Annotated in this window: 20 protein-coding genes; 12 read left to right on the top strand and 8 right to left on the bottom strand. The window is 69.5% G+C overall.

The genetic code is table 11. The features are described from left to right. The first annotated feature begins 83 nt into the window (after window positions 1–83). A complete protein-coding gene (locus LPC04_RS17840; RefSeq protein WP_420854739.1) occupies window positions 84–677 on the top strand; it encodes an Lrp/AsnC ligand binding domain-containing protein in 594 nt (197 codons plus the stop codon). Window positions 678–818: 141 nt separating this feature from the next. After that, the gene (locus LPC04_RS17845; RefSeq protein WP_275683615.1) at window positions 819–1,127 is read left to right on the top strand and encodes a hypothetical protein; all 309 of its coding nucleotides are present in this window, start codon (window positions 819–821) and stop codon (window positions 1,125–1,127) included. A gap of 29 nt (window positions 1,128–1,156) precedes the next feature. Here LPC04_RS17845 and LPC04_RS17850 read toward each other — a convergent pair whose 3' ends face one another. Beyond that, entirely contained in the window at window positions 1,157–1,879 is a 723-nt protein-coding gene (locus LPC04_RS17850) for a YggS family pyridoxal phosphate-dependent enzyme (protein WP_275683616.1), read from the bottom strand. A 39-nt stretch (window positions 1,880–1,918) separates the two neighbouring features. Between LPC04_RS17850 and LPC04_RS17855 the strand changes: the two genes are divergently transcribed. From LPC04_RS17855 to LPC04_RS17870, 4 genes are all read left to right on the top strand, one after another. Further along, window positions 1,919–2,962 (top strand): type IV pilus twitching motility protein PilT, encoded by a 1,044-nt coding sequence (locus tag LPC04_RS17855; RefSeq protein ID WP_275683617.1) that lies wholly within the window; start codon window positions 1,919–1,921, stop codon window positions 2,960–2,962. 24 nt (window positions 2,963–2,986) lie between these two features. Continuing rightward, window positions 2,987–3,628: a cyclic nucleotide-binding domain-containing protein gene (locus LPC04_RS17860; protein WP_275683618.1), complete on the top strand. Its 642-nt coding sequence runs from the start codon at window positions 2,987–2,989 to the stop codon at window positions 3,626–3,628. A 114-nt stretch (window positions 3,629–3,742) separates the two neighbouring features. After that, complete coding sequence (locus LPC04_RS17865; protein WP_275683619.1) at window positions 3,743–4,879, top strand: PilT/PilU family type 4a pilus ATPase; 1,137 nt, start codon at window positions 3,743–3,745, stop codon at window positions 4,877–4,879. A 101-nt stretch (window positions 4,880–4,980) separates the two neighbouring features. Continuing rightward, window positions 4,981–5,877: an NAD(P)-dependent oxidoreductase gene (locus tag LPC04_RS17870; protein ID WP_275683620.1), complete on the top strand. Its 897-nt coding sequence runs from the start codon at window positions 4,981–4,983 to the stop codon at window positions 5,875–5,877. Between the two features lie 63 nt (window positions 5,878–5,940). Here the strand turns inward: LPC04_RS17870 and LPC04_RS17875 are convergent, their stop codons facing one another. From LPC04_RS17875 to LPC04_RS17885, 3 genes are all read right to left on the bottom strand, one after another. Next, window positions 5,941–6,576 (bottom strand): BON domain-containing protein, encoded by a 636-nt coding sequence (locus LPC04_RS17875; protein ID WP_275683621.1) that lies wholly within the window; start codon window positions 6,574–6,576, stop codon window positions 5,941–5,943. Window positions 6,577–6,581: 5 nt separating this feature from the next. Then, complete coding sequence (locus LPC04_RS17880) at window positions 6,582–7,190, bottom strand: SIS domain-containing protein (protein ID WP_275683622.1); 609 nt, start codon at window positions 7,188–7,190, stop codon at window positions 6,582–6,584. A gap of 213 nt (window positions 7,191–7,403) precedes the next feature. Then, window positions 7,404–7,829, bottom strand: a complete 426-nt coding sequence (locus tag LPC04_RS17885; protein ID WP_275683623.1) for a YraN family protein — start codon at window positions 7,827–7,829, stop codon at window positions 7,404–7,406. Window positions 7,830–7,914: 85 nt separating this feature from the next. On the opposite strand from LPC04_RS17885, the gene rsmI reads away from it, so the two are divergent. The 3 genes from rsmI to LPC04_RS17900 all read left to right on the top strand — a co-directional run bounded on the left by rsmI (window position 7,915) and on the right by LPC04_RS17900 (window position 11,814). Next, window positions 7,915–8,838 (top strand): 16S rRNA (cytidine(1402)-2'-O)-methyltransferase, encoded by a 924-nt coding sequence (gene rsmI / locus LPC04_RS17890; protein ID WP_420854742.1) that lies wholly within the window; start codon window positions 7,915–7,917, stop codon window positions 8,836–8,838. A gap of 153 nt (window positions 8,839–8,991) precedes the next feature. Continuing rightward, complete coding sequence (gene tldD / locus LPC04_RS17895; RefSeq protein ID WP_275683624.1) at window positions 8,992–10,455, top strand: metalloprotease TldD; 1,464 nt, start codon at window positions 8,992–8,994, stop codon at window positions 10,453–10,455. A gap of 225 nt (window positions 10,456–10,680) precedes the next feature. Further along, window positions 10,681–11,814 (top strand): 3-deoxy-7-phosphoheptulonate synthase, encoded by a 1,134-nt coding sequence (locus LPC04_RS17900; protein WP_275683625.1) that lies wholly within the window; start codon window positions 10,681–10,683, stop codon window positions 11,812–11,814. Here the strand turns inward: LPC04_RS17900 and LPC04_RS17905 are convergent. Beyond that, window positions 11,807–12,394, bottom strand: a complete 588-nt coding sequence (locus tag LPC04_RS17905; RefSeq protein ID WP_275683626.1) for a cob(I)yrinic acid a,c-diamide adenosyltransferase — start codon at window positions 12,392–12,394, stop codon at window positions 11,807–11,809. The genes LPC04_RS17900 and LPC04_RS17905 overlap by 8 nt on opposite strands. Window positions 12,395–12,454: 60 nt before the next feature. On the opposite strand from LPC04_RS17905, the gene LPC04_RS17910 reads away from it, so the two are divergent. The 3 genes from LPC04_RS17910 to LPC04_RS17920 are packed head-to-tail and all read left to right on the top strand — an operon-like array spanning window position 12,455 to window position 14,557. Beyond that, a complete protein-coding gene (locus LPC04_RS17910; RefSeq protein WP_275683627.1) occupies window positions 12,455–13,870 on the top strand; it encodes an FAD-binding oxidoreductase in 1,416 nt (471 codons plus the stop codon). 9 nt (window positions 13,871–13,879) lie between these two features. Beyond that, a complete protein-coding gene (locus LPC04_RS17915; RefSeq protein WP_275683628.1) occupies window positions 13,880–14,356 on the top strand; it encodes a hypothetical protein in 477 nt (158 codons plus the stop codon). A gap of 18 nt (window positions 14,357–14,374) precedes the next feature. Beyond that, window positions 14,375–14,557 carry a hypothetical protein gene (locus tag LPC04_RS17920; protein ID WP_275683629.1) on the top strand — a complete coding sequence of 61 codons (183 nt, stop codon included), beginning with the start codon at window positions 14,375–14,377 and terminating at the stop codon, window positions 14,555–14,557. A 21-nt stretch (window positions 14,558–14,578) separates the two neighbouring features. On the opposite strand, the gene LPC04_RS17925 is transcribed toward LPC04_RS17920, so the two are convergent. The 3 genes from LPC04_RS17925 to LPC04_RS17935 form a co-directional block, all read right to left on the bottom strand. Next, window positions 14,579–14,965 (bottom strand): hypothetical protein, encoded by a 387-nt coding sequence (locus LPC04_RS17925; RefSeq protein WP_275683630.1) that lies wholly within the window; start codon window positions 14,963–14,965, stop codon window positions 14,579–14,581. Between the two features lie 111 nt (window positions 14,966–15,076). Beyond that, complete coding sequence (locus LPC04_RS17930) at window positions 15,077–16,690, bottom strand: SpoVR family protein (protein ID WP_420854740.1); 1,614 nt, start codon at window positions 16,688–16,690, stop codon at window positions 15,077–15,079. Further along, entirely contained in the window at window positions 16,687–17,973 is a 1,287-nt protein-coding gene (locus LPC04_RS17935) for a YeaH/YhbH family protein (protein ID WP_275683631.1), read from the bottom strand. Before LPC04_RS17935 ends, LPC04_RS17930 begins: the two co-directional genes overlap by 4 nt. Window positions 17,974–17,996: the final 23 nt, after the last annotated feature.

Consider the following 17,996-nt stretch of genomic DNA (forward strand, 5'->3'; position numbering starts at 1 on the left):
ACGGCCGCATTGCCGCAGATTTCTCGGCGGCGGGGCGGCAAATCAGTGAACGGCTCGCGGTGCATTCCGGCACCGTTGAGCCCATGTCGACCGACACTCCCGACCTGCAACGGGCCGCGCCCGCCGAGGCCCGCGCCGGGCGCGAGCGTCCCGCGCGCGCCCGGTCGCGCCCGCGCGGGCGCGAGGAGACGGCGGCCGCGGCCGATGCCGCGGTGTCGACCTCGCTCGACGAAGTCGACCTCCGTCTGCTGCGCGTCCTGCAGTCGGACGGCCGCATCACCAACCTGAAGCTGGCGGCGGCGGTCGGGCTGTCGTCGGCGAGCACGCACGAGCGCGTCAAGCGGCTGGTGCGCGACGGCACGATCCTGGGCTTCAACGCCCGCCTCAATCCGAACCTGCTGCAGGCCGGGCTGCTGGTGTTCGCCGAGGTGCGCCTGGCCGCCATGAGCAACGCGGTCAACGAGGCCTTCAAGGCCGCGGTGCAGCTGCGCCCGGAGATCCTCGAGTGCCACGAGGTGGCCGGCGGCTTCGACTACCTGCTCAAGACCCGCGTGGCCCACATGGGCGCCTACCGCGACCTGGTGGCGGCCGTCGCCTGGAGCCTGCCTGGCGTGCGCGACGTGCGCACCTACGCGGTCATGGAAGAACTCAAGAACACGACCGCGCTGCCGGTCTGAGAACTAGTTCACGGGTGCGCACACCCATCGGTGGCCCCCCACCGGGGGGATGCGTTTGGTTACCTCGACCGGCAAAGTTCAGTCATCGGTTGGACGCGACGTCCGGCCAACGAAACACCGAACTTGCCGAGGTTTCCAACCATGAACGCTGCCGCCGCCGTCTACATCGCCAACGCCAACCACGCCGCCCACGACTGGGCGCGCTCCCAGGCCGCCCGCACCATGGTGCGCGCCGCGATGAACAGCAACGCGGTGGTCTACCGGCGCACGTGGCCGTCGCAGGAGGCGATCGACTTGCTGTCCGACGCCGAATACGACCCGAAGCTGACCTGCAACGGCTGGCTCGACTCGACGCTGGACCTGCGCGACGGCCTGTCGGTGGTGGAAGTGTTCGCCCCGATCGACGAGCCTGCCGCGCTGCAGGAATTCGCGCTGCTGCGCCGCCGCTGAAGTGCGCGCCGGCAGGCGTTGGCGCCTGCCTACGAAGTCGGCGCCGACTTCGCGGGCCGTGATCCGAAGATCGCCCTCCCGACCCGCACCCAGGTCGCCCCCTCGGCGACCGCCGCCTCCAGGTCGGCGCTCATGCCGATGGACAGGGTGTCCAGTTCCAGCCCCTCGGCGTTCAGTGCCTCCAGCAGCTTGCGCAGCGCCCGATGCGGCGCGCGCTGCGCCGCCAGGTCGGCGGCCGGCTCGGGGATCGCCATCAGCCCGCGCAGATTGAGGTTCGGCAACGCCGCCACCGCGCGCGCGAGCGCCAGCGTCGCCTCGGGCGCGACGCCGCTCTTGCTGTCCTCGCCGCTGATGTTGACCTGCAGGCAGACCTGCAGCGGCGCCAGCGCGGGCGGCCGCAGGTCGGACAGCCGCTGCGCCAGCTTCATCCGGTCGACGGAATGCACCCAGTCGAAGTTCGCCGCCACTTCGCGCGCCTTGTTGCTCTGGAGCGGGCCTATCAGGTGCCAGCGGATCGGGTCGCCCGAGTCGGCCCTCAGATCCGCCAGCTCGGTGATCTTTGCCAGCGCCTCCTGCACGTAGTTCTCGCCGAAATCGCGCTGGCCTGCGTCGAACGCCTCGCGCACTGAAACACCTGGACACGTCTTGCTCACCGCCAGGAGGTGAACGGTTGCCGGAAGGCGGTCAAATGCCCGACAAGCGGACGCTATGCGCCCCCTGACTTGTAGTATGTTCTCTGCGATGCTGGCCATTCGGGCCGGAGCATAGCCCCAAGCGGGGCCACGGACCTCATGGACATCACCCAACTGCTCGCGTTTTCCGTCAAGAACAAGGCGTCCGACCTGCACCTTTCCGCGGGCCTGCCTCCGATGATCCGCGTGCACGGCGACGTTCGCCGCATCAACGTCGACCCGATGTCGCACAAGCAGGTCCACGGCCTGGTGTACGACATCATGAACGACACCCAGCGCAAGCACTACGAGGACACGCTGGAGTGCGACTTCTCGTTCGAGATCCAGGGGCTGGCGCGCTTTCGCGTCAACGCGTTCAACCAGAACCGCGGCGCGGGCGCCGTGTTCCGGACGATTCCGTCCAAGATCCTCACGCTCGAACAGCTGAACTGCCCCAAGGTCTTCGCGGACCTGGCGATGAAGCCGCGCGGCCTGGTGCTGGTCACCGGGCCGACGGGCTCGGGCAAATCGACGACGCTGGCCGCCATCATCGACCACCTCAACGACAACAGCTACGGCCACGTGCTGACCATCGAGGATCCGATCGAGTTCGTGCACGAATCCAAGAAGTGCCTGGTCAACCAGCGCGAGGTCGGCCCGCAGACGCTCAGCTTCTCCAACGCGCTGCGTTCGGCGCTGCGCGAGGATCCGGACTGCATCCTCGTCGGCGAAATGCGCGACCTGGAGACCATCCGCCTCGCGCTGACCGCCGCCGAGACGGGCCACCTGGTCTTCGGCACGCTGCACACGTCCAGCGCCGCCAAGACGATCGACCGCGTGGTCGACGTGTTCCCGGCGGCCGAGAAGGACATGGTGCGCGCGATGCTGTCCGAATCGCTGATCGCCGTCATCTCGCAGACGCTTTGCAAGACCAAGGACGGCAACGGCCGGGTCGCGGCCCACGAGGTCATGCTCGGCACGGCGGCCATCCGCAACCTGATCCGCGAGAACAAGATCGCGCAGATGTATTCGGCGATCCAGACCGGCCAGACCTCGGGCATGCAGACGCTCGACCAGTGCCTGGCCGACCTCGTGCGCCGCAACCTCGTCGCTCCTGCGGAAGCTCGCCAGAAGGCCAAATTCCCGGAAAACTTCCCGGGTTGATTCCCCTCGCCATACGCGCTTCCCGTGAAAAACCTTTTCGCCCGGTTTCGCCGCAAGCCCACGCCGCTGGCCGTTGCGCAGCAGGACGGCTCCTCGAGCTATTTCGCCACGCAGTTCCAGGAGGGTCACCAGGACACGCAGCTGATGGTGAGCTGGGACACGCGCAGCATCGACCTGCACACCAAGCCCTACGACCCGGCGCTCGGCACGCTCGCGCTGGTCAAGCTGTTCGGCCAGGATCCGCAGCTGTCCCAGCTCGGGCCGGAGGCGCTGTCGGTGTTCGGCAACTACCTCGAGTACGTGCAGGTGGAGGCCGGCCGCCAGGTGATCGGGCAGGACGAGCAGGGCGACTTCCTGCTGATCGTGCTGGACGGCACCGTCGCCGTCGAGCGCGTGCAGCCGTGGGGCGCGAAGGCGCGCCTGGGCGAATCGCGTGCGGGCGACGTGCTGGGCGAGATGTCGCTGCTCGATGCCGGCGCCCGCTTCTCGGCCTGCACAACGCTGACGGCCGCCAAGTTCGCCGTGCTCGGCGCGGCCGCGCTCGACCGCATGATGCAGCACGAGCCGCGCTTGGCCGCCGCGCTGCTGGCCTGGCTCGCGCGCCGGCTGTCGCTGCGGTTGCGCCAGGTCAGCGCGCGGCTGTCGGCCCTGCTCACGCGCGAGTAAGCGCCAATTCCGGCACGCTTGGCGCCGCCGCGCGCCGTGGTTGCCATTGAACACCCCCACGTCCGCCCGATGCTGGCAATATCGAGGGTGTAGTCACGAAGAGGTTGCGAAGCCATGGAAAGAGAACAAGCATCGAAGTTCGTCAATGACCTGCTGCGCCTGATGGTGACGCGCAACGGCTCCGACCTGTTCCTCACGGCCGACTTCCCGCCGGCGATCAAGGTCGACGGCAAGGTCACCAAGGTGTCGCCGCAGCCGCTCACCGGCGCGCACACGATGGCGCTGGCGCGCGCCATCATGAACGACAAGCAGGCCTCCGATTTCGAACGCACCAAGGAGTGCAACTTCGCGATCTCGCCGGCGGGCATCGGCCGCTTCCGCTGCAGCGCGTTCCTGCAGCAGAGCCACGTCGGCATCGTGCTGCGGACGATCCCGGCCGACATTCCCACCATCGACAGCCTGGGCCTGCCGCGCATCCTCAAGGACGTCGCGCTGACCAAGCGCGGCCTGATCATCATGGTGGGCGCCACCGGCTCCGGCAAGACGACCTCGCAGGCCGCGATGCTCGACTGGCGCAACGAGAACACCTTCGGCCACATCATCACGGTGGAAGACCCGGTGGAGTTCGTGCACCCGCACAAGAACTGCATCGTCACGCAGCGCGAGATCGGCATCGACACCGACAGCTGGGAGCTGGCGCTGAAGAACGCGCTGCGCCAGGCGCCCGACGTCATCCTGATGGGCGAGATCCGCGACCGCGAGACCATGGACCTGGCCATCGCGTTCGCCGAGACGGGCCACCTGTGCATGGCCACGCTGCACGCCAACAGCTCCAACCAGGCGCTCGACCGGATGATCAACTTCTTCCCGGAAGAGCGTCGCACGCAGCTGCTGATGGACCTGTCGCTCAACATGAAGGCGCTGATCTCGCAGCGCCTGCTGCCGCGCCAGGAGGGCAAGGGCCGCGTCGCGGCGGTCGAGATCCTGCTCAACACGCCACTGGTCGCCGACCTGATCTTCCAGGGCAAGGTGGGCGACCTGAAGGACCTGATGAAGCGCTCGCGCGAACTGGGCATGCAGACCTTCGACCAGGCGCTGTTCGACATGTACGAGGCCAACCTGATCACCTACGAGGACGCGCTGCGCAACGCCGACTCCGTCAACGACCTGCGCCTGCAGATCAAGCTCGACAGCGAACGCTCGCGCTCGACCGACCTCGCGGCCGGCACCGAGCACATGACGTTCGGCTGAACGCGCCGGGCTGGCGTTTTCAGGGCTTTCTCGGATCCGCGTCGGCGAGGCGCGGAATCGTCTTATCCTCGCATCCTCGATGAGCTGACCATCTCGATGCGATGACCAAACAATACGAAGCAACCCCGTCCCGCAAGGTGGCCTTCCTGGGCCTGGGCGTGATGGGTGGCCCGATGGCCGGCCACCTGGCCGCGGCCGGGCACCAGGTGACCGTCTACAACCGCACCGCGGCCAAGGCCGAGGCCTGGGTCGCCCGGCATGGCGGCCGCGCGGCCCCGACGCCGCGCGCGGCCGCCGAGGGCGCCGAGTTCGTGTTCGTGTGCGTCGGCAACGACGCCGACCTGCGCGCGGTGGTCGCCGGCGACGAGGACGGCGCGTTCGCCGGCATGGCGCCGGGCACGACGCTGGTCGACCACACGACCGCGTCGGCCGACATTGCGCGCGAGCTGCACGGCATGGCGCGCTCGCGCGGGCTGCACTTCGTCGACGCGCCGGTCTCGGGCGGCGAGGCGGGCGCGATCAACGGCCTGCTCACGGTGATGTGCGGCGGCGAATCCGGCCCGTTCGACGCGATGAGGCCGGTCGCGATGGCCTTCGCGCGCGCGGTCACGCGCCTGGGCGACAGCGGCGCCGGCCAGCTCGCGAAGATGGTCAACCAGATCTGCATCGCCGGACTCGTCCAGGGCTTGGCCGAGGCGGTGGCCTTCGGCACGCGCGCCGGGCTGGACATGCCCGCCGTGCTCGACGTCATCGGCAAGGGCGCCGCGCAGAGCTGGCAGATGGACAACCGCGGCAAGACGATGGTGCAGGACAAGTTCGACTTCGGCTTCGCCGTCGACTGGATGCGCAAGGACCTGGGCCTCGTGCTGGACGAGTCGCGCCGCAACGGCGCGCGCCTGCCGGCCACGGCGCTGATCGACCAGTTCTACGCCGAGATCCAGAACCGCGGCGGCGGCCGCTGGGACACGTCGAGCCTGATCCGGCTGCTGAACAAATAGGCGGCGCGCGCCCATGCAAAACGGACGCCGCGGCGTCCGTTCTCGTTGGCGCGGCGTGTCGCGTTACTTGAGGTTGCTCAGCTGTTCGTCGGTGAGGATCTCGAACACGCGCACGACCTTGAGCACGCTGGGCTGCGAACGCGCGATGTCGGCGGCGCGCGTGGCCTCGCGCTCGCTGACACGGCCCATAAGGTAGACGTTGCCGCGCTCGGTGACGACCTTGATCGCGCTGGACTGGATGTCCTTGGCGTCGATCAGCGCGCTCTTGACGCGACCGGTGATCACGGTGTCGCTGGAACGCGTGCTGATCGTGCTGTTCGGGCCGACCTCGAGCTCGTTGACGACGGTGGCGACGCCCTCGATGCCGGCGACGGCCTTCTCCGCACCGGCCTTGCCGGCCTCGTCGGGCACCTCGCCGCTGATCAGCGCGATGCGGTTGTAGCTGGTGACGTTGATGTGGCCCTTGTCGCCGATGGCGTCGCGGATGCGGCCGCCGGCCTTCAGCTCGATCGACTGGTCCTCGATCTGCGCCCCGCCCGTGCGGCGGTCGTTGAAGGACATGCCCGCACCCACCGCGCCCGCACCCACGAGCGCGATGCAGCCTTGCAGCGACGCGAGCGAGGCGACGGCCAGCGCGCCGACGAGGGCGGTCGTGACCAGCGGGTGGCGGCGGCGGATGGGCGAGGAGGAGGTGTTCATGGTCATCAGAGGTCGGCGTCGCCGAGGAGTTGGAGATCGACGGCATCGCACAGGGCATGCAGCGTCAGCAGTTGGAGTTCGCAGATGCGCGCGGCGCGCTCGTGCGGGACGGTGATCCAGATGTCGGTCTCGGCCGTGATCGCGTGGCCCGCGGGCCGCGTGCCATTGGCGCCCGGCTCGCGTCCGGCGATGACCAGTGCGCTCATCTCGCGCTCGTGGGCCGCGCCGACGACCGAGGCCAGCAGCGCGTCGTCGGGACGCATCGCGAACGCGACCAGCACGTCGCCGGCCTGGCCCAGCACGCGCAGCTGCGTGACGGCCGGCGCGTCCTCATCCGACGCACGGGCCTCGGACAGCAGCAGCGGATCGACCGCCAGCACCATCGCCGCCAGGCCGGGGCGCTCGCGCTCGAAGCGGCCCGACAGCGCGGCCCCGAGCAGCTGCGCCGGCGCCTGGGCCACGCCGCGGCCATGCACCCAGATGCGGCCGCCGGCCGTGACGCAGTCGACGATCGCCTGTGCGGCGTCGGCGATCGGGCGGGCCATGGCCTCGGCCGCCTGGTAGCTGAGGTCGGCGCTTTCGAAGAAATGCTGTTGGATGCGGGGTTCGAGCATGGAAACCAGGTTGACGCGGCCGGAGGGAGACCGCGCGCGGATCATAGTTCAGCACCTCGTAGGACAGAGTCTCGTCGTGCGGTCGAGTTCCGTGGCCGCTGCGCGATCCGAAAAGCGCGCGGGCCAGAAAGATTTCGTCGATATCGCGGGTTTGTACCTATCAAGACGGCTGGCGTGGTGCCGAACAGCCCTTTGCAAGCGCCGAATCCGAGCTCAGCTCTCGTCGAACGCGGCCTTCAGCCACTGCACGCGATCACCGTCCACCGCGACGACGTCGAACCGGCAGGGCGGCACCCGGGACAACCGTGACAGGTACGTCTGCGCCGCATAGACCAGCCGCGCCCGCTTCGCCGGGTTGACGCTGGCGGCCGCGCCGCCGCCCATGGCGCCGCGGCGCACGCGCACCTCGACGAACACCAGCGTGCCGTCGGTGTCGAGCAGAATCAGGTCGATTTCGCCGCCGAGCCGGGAGCGGCCACGCGCCACTCGATAATTGCGTTCGAGGACGCGCAAGCCGCGCGCCTCGAGGTAGCGCTGGGCCAGCGCCTCGCCGGCCCGTCCGGTGCGCGCGCGGGCCGTCTCGCCTGCCGTCGCAGGGTTTGCCGGAGTGCCGGCGTCCTTCGCGTTCGTCCGCTTCATCCAAGGCCAAGCCATCGTGTCCGATCACTCCCTGCCCGCTCCCGGCGACGATGCCTCCGCCGCGCCCCTGGTCCCGCGCCAGGCGCTGCAGACTGCCGCGGCCGTGGCAGGCCTGCAGGACTACCCGCGCGGCTGCCTCTACGTGGTGGCCACGCCCATCGGCAACCTCGCCGACATCAGCCTGCGCGCGCTGCACGTGCTCGCGCTGGCCGACGCCATCGGCTGCGAGGATACGCGCACCAGCGGCGCCTTCCTGCGGCATTTCGGCCTCGAAAAGCCGCTGTTGGCGCTGCACGAACACAACGAGCGCGCCGGCGCCGCGCAGGTCTGCGCGCGCCTGGCCGCGGGCGAGCGCGTGGCCTACGTCAGCGACGCGGGCACGCCGGCGGTGTCCGACCCGGGCGCGGTGCTGGTGCAGGTCGTCGCGGCCGCGGGCTATCGCGTCATGCCGTTGCCGGGCGCCAGCAGCGCGGTCACCGCGTTGAGCGTGGCGGGGGACGCCGCCGCGCAGGGCTTCGCGTTCGCCGGCTTCCTGTCGAACAAGGCGCAGGAGCGCGCCACCGAACTCGGGCGGCTGAAGGACGCGCGCCAGTCGACCGTGATCTTCGAGGCGCCGCATCGCATCGAGGCGCTGGCCGCGGCGATGGGCGACGCGCTCGGCGGCGGCGAGACGCGGCGCCGGCTCACGGTCTGCCGCGAGCTGACCAAGCAGTTCGAGCAGGTCGCGACGCTGCCCGTCGCCGACTTCCCGGCCTGGCTCGCGGCCGACGCCAACCACCGGCGCGGTGAGTTCGTGCTGGTGCTGCACGCCGCGCCCGCGCGGCCGGCGAACGAGGACGCGCTGCCGGCCGAGGCCGAGCGCACGTTGCGCGTGCTGCTGCGCGAGTTGCCGTTGAAGCAGGCCTCGGCGCTGGCCGCCGAGTTGTGCAGCCTGCCGCGCAAGCGCCTCTACGCGCAGGCGTTGGCCTGGCGCGCGGACGAGCCTGAGGACGATGACGACGACGCATGACGGCTGCGAAGTTGAGGGTCAAGGCGCACCGCGCGGCAATCGGCCTCCTAACCTGTCAGACTTCCGCGACCGGCATGCGTCGAATCCTTGCAAAATGATCCGCATTCCCCTGCTGACCGGTATCCGCCTCAGCCCCTCATTCAGGAGCCCGCCGTGATCTTACGCGAACCCACGATCGAACGCCTGGCCATCGCCGAAGGCCTGCTGCTCGAGCCCTTCGGACTCAACGAATCGCACCTCGCCGCGACGCTGGCCGCGATGGGCGAGCACAAGGTCGACGACGCCGACCTCTACTTCCAGACCACGCGCCACGAGGGCTGGAGCCTCGAGGAGGGCATCGTCAAGAGCGGCAGCTTCTCGATCGACCAGGGCGTCGGCGTGCGGGCCGTCGCCGGCGAGAAGACGGCCTTCGCGTACTCCGACGACATCTCGGCCGCCTCGCTGATGGACGCCGCCCGCACCGTGCGCGCGATCGGCGCGGCCGGGCAGAGCCGCCGCGTCAAGCTGCAGACGAAGACGAAGATCTCCACCAGCCGCCTGCTGTACGGCACGGCCGACCCGATCGCCACGCTCGACTCGACGCAGAAAGTCGCGCTGCTGGAGCGCATCGAGAAGATGGCCCGCGCGCGCGACCCGCGCATCGTGCAGGTGATGGCCGGCCTGGCCGCCGAGCACGACGTCGTGCTGATCGCGCGCGCCGACGGCACGCGCGCCGCGGATGTGCGCCCGCTGGTGCGCCTGTCGATCACCGTCATCGCCGAGCAGAACGGCCGCCGCGAGACCGGCTCGGGCGGTGGCGGCGGCCGATTCGGGCTCGGCTACTTCACCGACAACATCCTGGCCAAGTACGTCGACCAGGCCGTCAACGCGGCGCTGGTCAACCTCGAATCGCGTCCGGTGCCGGCCGGCGAGATGACGGTCGTGCTCGGCCCGGGCTGGCCCGGCGTGCTGCTGCACGAGGCGGTCGGCCACGGCCTCGAAGGCGACTTCAACCGCAAGGGCTCGAGCACGTTCGCCGGCCGCATCGGCAAGCGCGTCGCGGCCAAGGGCGTGACGGTGCTGGACGACGGCACCATCGCCGATCGCCGCGGCTCGCTCAACGTCGACGACGAGGGCAACGCGAGCCAGCGCAACGTGCTGATCGAGGACGGCATCCTGCGCGGCTACATCCAGGACTCGATGAACGCGCGCCTGATGGGCGTCAAGCCCACCGGCAACGGCCGCCGCGAGAGCTACGCGCACACGCCGATGCCGCGCATGACCAACACCTACATGCTGGCCGGCGACAAGCCGCGCGAGGAGATCGTCGCGTCGATCAAGCGCGGCCTGTACGCGACCAACTTCGGCGGCGGCCAGGTCGACATCACCAGCGGCAAGTTCGTGTTCTCCGCGAGCGAGGCCTACTGGGTCGAGAACGGCAAGATCCTCTACCCGGTCAAGGGCGCGACGCTGATCGGCAACGGGCCCGAGGCGCTGACGCGCATCTCGATGATCGGCAACGACATGGAGCTCGACTCGGGCGTGGGCGTCTGCGGCAAGGAAGGCCAGAGCGTGCCGGTCGGCGTCGGGCAGCCGACGCTGCGCATCGACGGCCTCGTGGTCGGCGGCACGGCTTAAGCATCGCTTCACGCCGCGCGAAGCCACGCGCTTCGCGCGGCGTGCTACATTCGAATTTCCATGAACGTCTCGCGCTTCTTCTTTTCGTACTTTTGGTTCTCGCCCCGTCAGGTGGCTGGAGAAGCAATCGCGCGCAGATAAGCAGACGAGACCTTCGAAAGACCGCCGGCAAACCCGGCGGTTTTTTTTCGCCGGCGCCGAGTTGCCATCCTGGAGAGCCGACCGATGACGAATCCGAAACCGCAGCCCGAAGCGCGCCACACGCTGTCGCTGAGCGAACGCACCAGCGACACCGACGACCAGCGCATCCGCGACGTCACGCCGCTGCCACCGCCGGAGCACCTCATCCGTTTCTTCCCGATCGCCGGCACGCCGGTGGAGACGCTAATCGGCAACACGCGCGGCGCGGTGCGCAACATCCTGGCCGGCTCGGACGACCGGCTGCTGGTGGTGATCGGCCCGTGCTCGATCCACGATCCGGCCGCGGCGCTCGAGTACGCGCGCAAGCTCAAGGCCGAGCGCGAGAAGTACGCCGACACGCTCGAGATCGTGATGCGCGTCTACTTCGAGAAGCCGCGCACCACGGTCGGCTGGAAGGGGCTGATCAACGATCCCTACCTCGACGAGAGCTACCGCATCCACGAGGGCCTGCGCATCGCGCGCCAGCTGCTGCTGGACATCAACCGCCTGGGCGTGCCTGCCGCCGGCGAGTTCCTCGACGTGATCTCGCCGCAATACATCGGCGACCTGATCAGCTGGGGGGCGATCGGCGCGCGCACCACCGAGAGCCAGGTGCATCGCGAGCTGGCGTCGGGGCTGTCGGCGCCGGTCGGCTTCAAGAACGGCACGGACGGCAATCTCAAGATCGCGATCGACGCGATCCAGGCGGCCGGGCGCCCGCACCACTTCATGTCGGTGCACAAGAACGGCCAGGTCGCAATCGTCGAGACCCGCGGCAACAAGGATTGCCACGTGATCCTGCGCGGCGGCAAGGCGCCCAACTACGACGCGGCCAGCGTGCGATCGGCGTGCGCCGAGCTGGAGGCGGCCAAGCTCGAGTGCAAGCTGATGATCGACTTCAGCCACGCCAACAGCGAGAAGAAGTTCGAGCGCCAGGTGGCGGTCGCGCGCGACGTCGGCGACCAGGTGGCGTCGGGCAACCACTGCATCTTCGGCGTGATGGTGGAGAGCCACCTCATCGCCGGGGCGCAGAAGTTCACGCCGGGCAAGGACGACCCGGCCGCGCTCGAGTACGGCAAGAGCATCACCGACGGCTGCATCGGCTGGGACGACTCGATCGCCGTGCTGGACGTGCTGCGCGATGCGGTACTCGCGCGTCGCGCCGGCAAGGCTAGTTGACGTCGGGGTCGAGGTTGCGCGCGAGACGCGCGCTGTGCCAGTAGACGTCGTCGCCGCCCAGGCCGTCGAGGTTGGCGCGATTGAGCACGCGCGCCAGCACGAACAGCAGGTCGGACAATCGGTTCAGGAACAGCCGCGGCGCGGCGTTGATCTCCTCGCTGTCGGCCAGCATCACGACGGCCCGCTCCGCGCGCCGCGCGACCGCGCGCGCGACGTGCGCGAGCGACGCACTGCGCGTGCCCGCGGGCAGGATGAACTCGGCCAGCCGCGGCAGCGCCGCGTTGTAGTGCGCCAGCGCGGCGTCGAGCGCGGCGACGGCGTCGTCCTTGAGCAGCTTGTAGCCGGGGATGGACAGCTCGCCGCCGAGGTTGAACAGCTCGTGCTGGATGGTCACGAGCAGCTCGCGCACGTCGTCGGGCAGCGGCTCGGCCAGCAGCACGCCGAGGTGCGAGTTGAGCTCGTCGACATCGCCCATCGCGGCGATGCGTCCGTGGCTCTTGGGCACGCGCGTGCCGTCGCCGAGTCCGGTCGTGCCGTCGTCGCCGGTGCGGGTCGCGATCTGTGAGAGTCGATTGGCCATGGGCGTGAGTGTAGGACTTCGCGTGCGGGCGTAGACTGGAAGCGCCGAGCCGCCACCGCCATGAACACCGCCGTCGACTTCACCCTCAACGTCCTGCCGCGACCCATGCCCGCCGCGATGAGCGAGGCCTTGCGCGCGCGCTTCGGCGAGCGTTTCGCCACCGCACTGGCCGTGCGCGAGCAGCACGGCCGCGACGAGTCGCCGTTCGACGCGCCGCCGCCGGAGGCCGTGGTCTTCTGCGAGAGCACCGAGGATGTCGCCTTCGTCGTCGCGGCCGCGGCCGAACACCGCGTGCCGGTGATCCCGTACGGCGCGGGCTCGTCGCTGGAAGGCCATCTGCTGGCGGTGCAGGGCGGCGTCAGCGTCGACGTCTCGCGCATGGCTCGCGTGCTGCGGCTCGATGCCGACGATCTCACCGTCACCGTGCAGGCCGGCGTCACGCGCATGCAGCTCAATCGCGAGATCAAGGACTCGGGGCTGTTCTTCCCGATCGACCCGGGCGCCGATGCGACGCTGGGCGGCATGTCGGCCACGCGGGCCTCGGGCACCAACGCCGTGCGCTACGGCACGATGCGCGAGAACGTGCTGGCGCTGACGGTGGTCACGGCCAGCGGCGAGGTGATCCGCACCGGCACGCGGGCGCGCAAGTCGAGTGCCGGCTACGACCTGACGCGGCTGATGGTGGGCAGCGAGGGCACGCTGGGCGTCATCACCGAGGTCACGCTGAAGCTGCACCCGCTGCCCGAGAGCGTGGCCGCGGCCGTCTGCTCGTTCGACGACGCCACGGCCGCCGTCGACACCGTGATCGCGATCATCCAGATGGGCGTGCCCATCGCCCGCTGCGAGCTGATGGACGCCAACGCCGTGATCGCCGTCAACCGGCACGACAAGCTGGGCCTGGCCGAGAAGCCGATGCTGCTGATGGAGTTCCACGGCAGCGAGGCGAGCGTCGCCGAGCAGGCCGGGACCGTGCAGGAACTCGCGGCGGAGCACGGCGGCACGGCGTTCCAGTGGGCGACGACGCCCGAGGAACGCACGCGGCTGTGGACGGCGCGCCACCACGCGTTCCTGTCCGGCCTGCAGCTGCGACCCGGCTGCCGTGCGGTCACCACGGACTGCTGCGTGCCCATCTCCGGCCTGGCCGACGCCGTGACGCAGGCCCTGGCCGAGGCCGAGGCGGCCGGCCTCCCGCACTTCATCGTTGGCCACGTCGGCGACGGCAACTTCCACGTGGCCTACCTGATCGACCCGGCGCTGCCCGAGGAGCGCGAGGCGGCCGAGCGGCTCAATCAGCAACTGGTGCAACGCGCGATCGCCGCCGGCGGCACCTGCACCGGCGAGCACGGCATCGGCCTGCACAAGCAGGGCTTCCTGGTCGACGAAGCCGGCGCCGGCGCGGTCGCGATGATGCGACAGATCAAGCAGGCGCTCGATCCGCACAACATCATGAATCCCGGCAAGATCTTCGCGCTCTGAACAGCGGCCATGCCCAGGCGCGTGATCGACCGTCGATTTGTCCGCTCATGGCGCCGGTTCGCCGCGCCGGCCTCGCTTGCCTGTGTCGCGTGGCTCGCCGGCTGCGCGACGGGGCGCACCGTCATCGACGTGCCGCCGCCGCCCGCGAGTGCCCGCGCGGCGGCGGTCGCCCAGATCCTGCGCATCCGCAACGTGTGCGACGACCGCGTCTTCGAGGACGTCCCGCGGCAGGCCGACGTCCCGTCATTGGGCGAGCCCGCCTCCGGCGCGTCGGCCGAAGTGCGCGCGCACGCGGTGGCTCGCGAGCGCAACGGCTACGGGCTGGCGCAGGGCGACGTCGTGCTGTCGGACCGGGCCGACCTGCGCGACGTCATGCGCGTCCAGGTCGCCGCGGCGCTGTCGCAGGCGGGCTATCGCGTCGAGGATGACCAGCCGTCGGCGCTGGACGTGGACGTGCACGTGCGCAAGTTCTGGCTCTGGTTGTAGCCTGGCCTGGTGGTGGGCGTGATCCGCTCGAGCGTCGTCGTCGACATCACGATCGGCGGCAGCCCGCCGGTCACGGTGTCGGCGCAGACCAGCCAGCCCGGGCAGATCTTCTCGCGGGATGCCTGGACGAACGCGGTGCAGGTGGCGCTGGAGGCCTGGCGCCGGCAGGCCGACGCGGACTTGCGCGCCGTGGCGCACTGAAGCGTCGTCAGTCCGCGGCGCTCAGGACGGGCGCCGGCGCAACAGGATCACGAGGCCGCCGAGGGCAAACAGCGCCGGCACCAGCGGCTGCGGCCTGGCGGGGGCCAGCGATGCCGGCAGCACCGGGCCAGGCTCGGTGGCGGCGTCCTGGAAGGCGAGGCCGCTCTCCGGCGCAGGCTGCAGCGGCGTCGCGGCCGGCATGGCGAATTCCGCGAGTTCGGCCGCGGAGATCGTGCCGTTGCCGTCGGCGTCGATCCCCTTCAGGTCGCAGGCGAGGTCCAGCGGCTGCCCCGGATGGCAGCGCGATTCGGCGGCTGGCGCGGCCGACTTCGTGGAGGCGACGATCCCGATCGCGCCCGTCGAGGCGACCGCGAGCACGGCCGTCGCGAGCATTGCAACCTTGAGCATCGGAACCTCCCTCCCATTGTCCAGCGCCGGACGTTACATCCAGAAACGCGCCGCGTCACGTGGGGAATCCTCGACAAAGGTCGATCTCATGGAAAACGAGCAGGCGGGCGTTCAGGCCTTGCTCGGCGACACCGACCAGCGGCGCGTGCTCTCGCCCCTGCCGTTGACGCTCTCCAGATGCACGTCGAAGCCCCACAGCCGCGCGACGTGCTTGAGCACCTCCTGCGAGCTGTCGTGCAGCGGCCGGTCGTTGTGCTGCGTGTGGCGCAGCGTCAGCGAGCGGTCGCCGCGCAGGTTCACGTTCCAGACCTGGATGTTGGGCTCGCGCGAACCCAGGTCGTACTGGCGCGACAGGGCCTCGCGCAGGGAGCGGTAGCCGTTCTCGTCGTGGATGGCGGCGATCTCGAGTTCGCTGTCCTTCTCGTCGTCGACGATCGCGAACAGGCGGAAGTCGCGCATCAGCTTGGGCGAGAGGTATTGGCCGATGAAGCTCTCGTCCTTGAAGTTGCGCATCGCGTGGTCCAGCGTCGGCAGCCAGGGCGTGCCGGCGAAGTCGGGGAACCACTGGCGATCCTCGTCGGTCGGGTTCTCGCAGATCCGCTTGATGTCGGTGTACATCGCGAAGCCCAGCGCGTACGGGTTGATGCCCGAGTAGTTGCGCGAGGTGACCGGCGGCTGCGCGACGACGTTGGTGTGCGACTTCAGCCACTCGATCATCATGCCGTCGGCAAGATACCCGTCGTCATACATCTGGTTGAGCAGCCGGTGGTGCCAGAACGTGGCCCAGCCCTCGTTCATCACCTGCGTCTGGCGCTGCGGATAGAAGTACTGCGCGATCTTGCGCACGATGCGCACGATCTCGCGCTGCCACGGCTCCAGCAGCGGCGCGTTCTTCTCGATGAAGTAAAGCAGGTTCTCCTGCGGCTCGCTCGGGAAGCGGCGCTCCGGCGCGGCACCGTCGTCGCTGGCGGCCTTGCGCGGCAGCGTGCGCCACAGGTCGTTGACCTGCAGCTGCGCGTAGGCCTCGCGATCGGCCCGCGCCGCCTGCTCCTGCGCGAGCGACAGCTTGCTCGGGCGCCGATAGCGGTCGACGCCGTGGTTCATCAGCGCGTGGCAGGAGTCGAGCAATTCCTCGACGGCGTCGAGCCCGTAGCGGCCCTCGCACTCGGCGACGTAGTTCTTCGAGTAGACGAGGTAGTCGATGATCGACGACGCGTCCGTCCACATCCGGAACAGGTAGTTGCCCTTGAAGAAGCTGTTGTGGCCGTAGGCCGCGTGCGCGATGACGAGCGCCTGCATCGCCATCGTGTTCTCCTCCATCAGGTAGGAGATGCACGGCTCGGAGTTGATGACGATCTCGTAGGCCAGGCCCATCTGGCCGCGCTTGTAGTTCTTCTCGGTGGCGATGAACTCCTTGCCGTAGCTCCAGTGACGGTAGTTCACCGGCATGCCGACGCTGGCGTAGGCGTCCATCATCTGCTCGGACGTGATGATCTCGAGCTGGTTCGGGTAGGTGTCGAGCCCGAAGCGCTGCGCGGTCGCGCGGATCACCTCGTGGTACTGCTCGATCATGTCGAAGGTCCAGTCGCTGGGCGAGGGCAGCGGCTGCGCCGGGCGCTCCTTCAGCGGCGCGAGCTCCAGCGGCGGCCCGGCACGGCGCCGGCCGCCATATTCGTCGGCGCTCGCATTGCGGCCGACCGCGCGACGGTTTTCCAGAAACGTCATGCCGCCTGCGCTCCTTCCTTGCGGAACAGCTCGCGGAACACGGGATAGATCTGCGAGGCCTCGATCGCCTTGCGCATCGCGAAGTGGGGCACCTCGCCGACGATGCGCTGGTACTCTTCCCACAGGTTCTGCTCGGGCTCGGCCACCTGCACGTAGGCGAAGTAGCGGCATTTGGGCAGGATCTTGTCCATCAGCAGCTCGCGGCAGCGGCCGCTGTCGTGGTGCCAGTTGTCGCCGTCGCTGGCCTGCGCGCCGTAGATGTTCCACTGGTCGGCGGGATAGCGCGCACGGATGATCTCGTCCATCAGCACCAGTGCGCTGGAGACCACCGTGCCGCCCGTCTCGGTGGCGTGGAAGAAGTTCTGTTCGTCGACCTCGGCCGCCTGCGTGTGGTGGCGGATGAAGACGACCTCGATCTTGTCGTAGTGCCGCGTCAGGAACAGGTACAGCAGGATGAAGAAGCGCTTGGCGAGATCCTTGCGCGACTCGTCCATCGAGCCCGACACGTCCATCACGCAGAACATGACGGCGCGCGTGGACGGCACCGGCACCCGCACGCGGTTGCGGAACTTCAGGTCCAGCGGATCGAGGAAGGGCACGCGCGCGATGTGGCCCTTCAGGAACTTGATGCGCTCGACGAGGTCGGCCTTCTGCTTGAGCGAGACCTCGTCGCGCGCGCCCTGCTCCTCCAGCAAGGCCAGCGCGGCCTCGGCCTCGCGCAGCTCGCCGCGACTGTCGGCGCTGAGCGCGATGCGCCGGCCGAGGGCGCCGCGCATCGAGCGCACGATGCTGAGGTTGCTGGGCGTGCCGTCGTTGACGAAGCCGGCGCGATGCGACTTGTACTCGGGGATCTCGGCGAGCTGCGTGCGAGTCAGGTTGGGCAATGCGAGGTCGTCGAAGAACGCCTGCATGAACTCTTCCTTGGTGAGGTGGAACACGAAGTCGTCCTCGCCCTCGCCGGAGTCGCTCGCCTGGCCGCTGCCCGAGCCGCCCCCGCCACCGCCGTCGGGCCGCTTGATGCGGTCGCCGGTGACGTACTCGCTGTTGCCCGGATGCACGGCCTCGCGCTTGCCGCCCTGGCCGTGGCCGAACACCGGCTGGCTCAGGTCGCGCTTGGGGATGTGGACGTCCTCGCCCTGCTCGAGGTCGCGGATGCCCCGTCCGTCGACCGCGCGGCGCACGGCCTCGCGGATCTGCGCCTTGTGGCGGCGCAGGAAGCGCTCGCGGTTGCCGACCGACTTGTTCTTGCCGGACAGCCGTCGATCGATGATCTGTTGCAGCATTTGGTGACGCGGTTGGCGCGGTG

The sequence above is a fragment of the Scleromatobacter humisilvae genome (genome assembly GCF_023231945.1).
Classification (GTDB): domain Bacteria; phylum Pseudomonadota; class Gammaproteobacteria; order Burkholderiales; family Burkholderiaceae_C; genus Scleromatobacter; species Scleromatobacter humisilvae.

What these genes read in the sequence shown, in the direction of transcription:
- LPC04_RS17840 (WP_420854739.1), top strand. Translation starts at nt 84, where the DNA reads ATGTCGACCGACACTCCCGACCTGCAACGGGCCGCGCCCGCCGAGGCC.
- LPC04_RS17845 (WP_275683615.1), top strand. Translation starts at nt 819, where the DNA reads ATGAACGCTGCCGCCGCCGTCTACATCGCCAACGCCAACCACGCCGCC.
- LPC04_RS17850 (WP_275683616.1), bottom strand. Translation starts at nt 1,879, where the DNA reads ATGGCCAGCATCGCAGAGAACATACTACAAGTCAGGGGGCGCATAGCG.
- LPC04_RS17855 (WP_275683617.1), top strand. Translation starts at nt 1,919, where the DNA reads ATGGACATCACCCAACTGCTCGCGTTTTCCGTCAAGAACAAGGCGTCC.
- LPC04_RS17865 (WP_275683619.1), top strand. Translation starts at nt 3,743, where the DNA reads ATGGAAAGAGAACAAGCATCGAAGTTCGTCAATGACCTGCTGCGCCTG.
- LPC04_RS17870 (WP_275683620.1), top strand. Translation starts at nt 4,981, where the DNA reads ATGACCAAACAATACGAAGCAACCCCGTCCCGCAAGGTGGCCTTCCTG.
- LPC04_RS17875 (WP_275683621.1), bottom strand. Translation starts at nt 6,576, where the DNA reads ATGAACACCTCCTCCTCGCCCATCCGCCGCCGCCACCCGCTGGTCACG.
- LPC04_RS17880 (WP_275683622.1), bottom strand. Translation starts at nt 7,190, where the DNA reads ATGCTCGAACCCCGCATCCAACAGCATTTCTTCGAAAGCGCCGACCTC.
- LPC04_RS17885 (WP_275683623.1), bottom strand. Translation starts at nt 7,829, where the DNA reads ATGAAGCGGACGAACGCGAAGGACGCCGGCACTCCGGCAAACCCTGCG.
- LPC04_RS17900 (WP_275683625.1), top strand. Translation starts at nt 10,681, where the DNA reads ATGACGAATCCGAAACCGCAGCCCGAAGCGCGCCACACGCTGTCGCTG.
- LPC04_RS17905 (WP_275683626.1), bottom strand. Translation starts at nt 12,394, where the DNA reads ATGGCCAATCGACTCTCACAGATCGCGACCCGCACCGGCGACGACGGC.
- LPC04_RS17910 (WP_275683627.1), top strand. Translation starts at nt 12,455, where the DNA reads ATGAACACCGCCGTCGACTTCACCCTCAACGTCCTGCCGCGACCCATG.
- LPC04_RS17915 (WP_275683628.1), top strand. Translation starts at nt 13,880, where the DNA reads ATGCCCAGGCGCGTGATCGACCGTCGATTTGTCCGCTCATGGCGCCGG.
- LPC04_RS17925 (WP_275683630.1), bottom strand. Translation starts at nt 14,965, where the DNA reads ATGCTCAAGGTTGCAATGCTCGCGACGGCCGTGCTCGCGGTCGCCTCG.
- LPC04_RS17930 (WP_420854740.1), bottom strand. Translation starts at nt 16,690, where the DNA reads ATGACGTTTCTGGAAAACCGTCGCGCGGTCGGCCGCAATGCGAGCGCC.
- LPC04_RS17935 (WP_275683631.1), bottom strand. Translation starts at nt 17,973, where the DNA reads ATGCTGCAACAGATCATCGATCGACGGCTGTCCGGCAAGAACAAGTCG.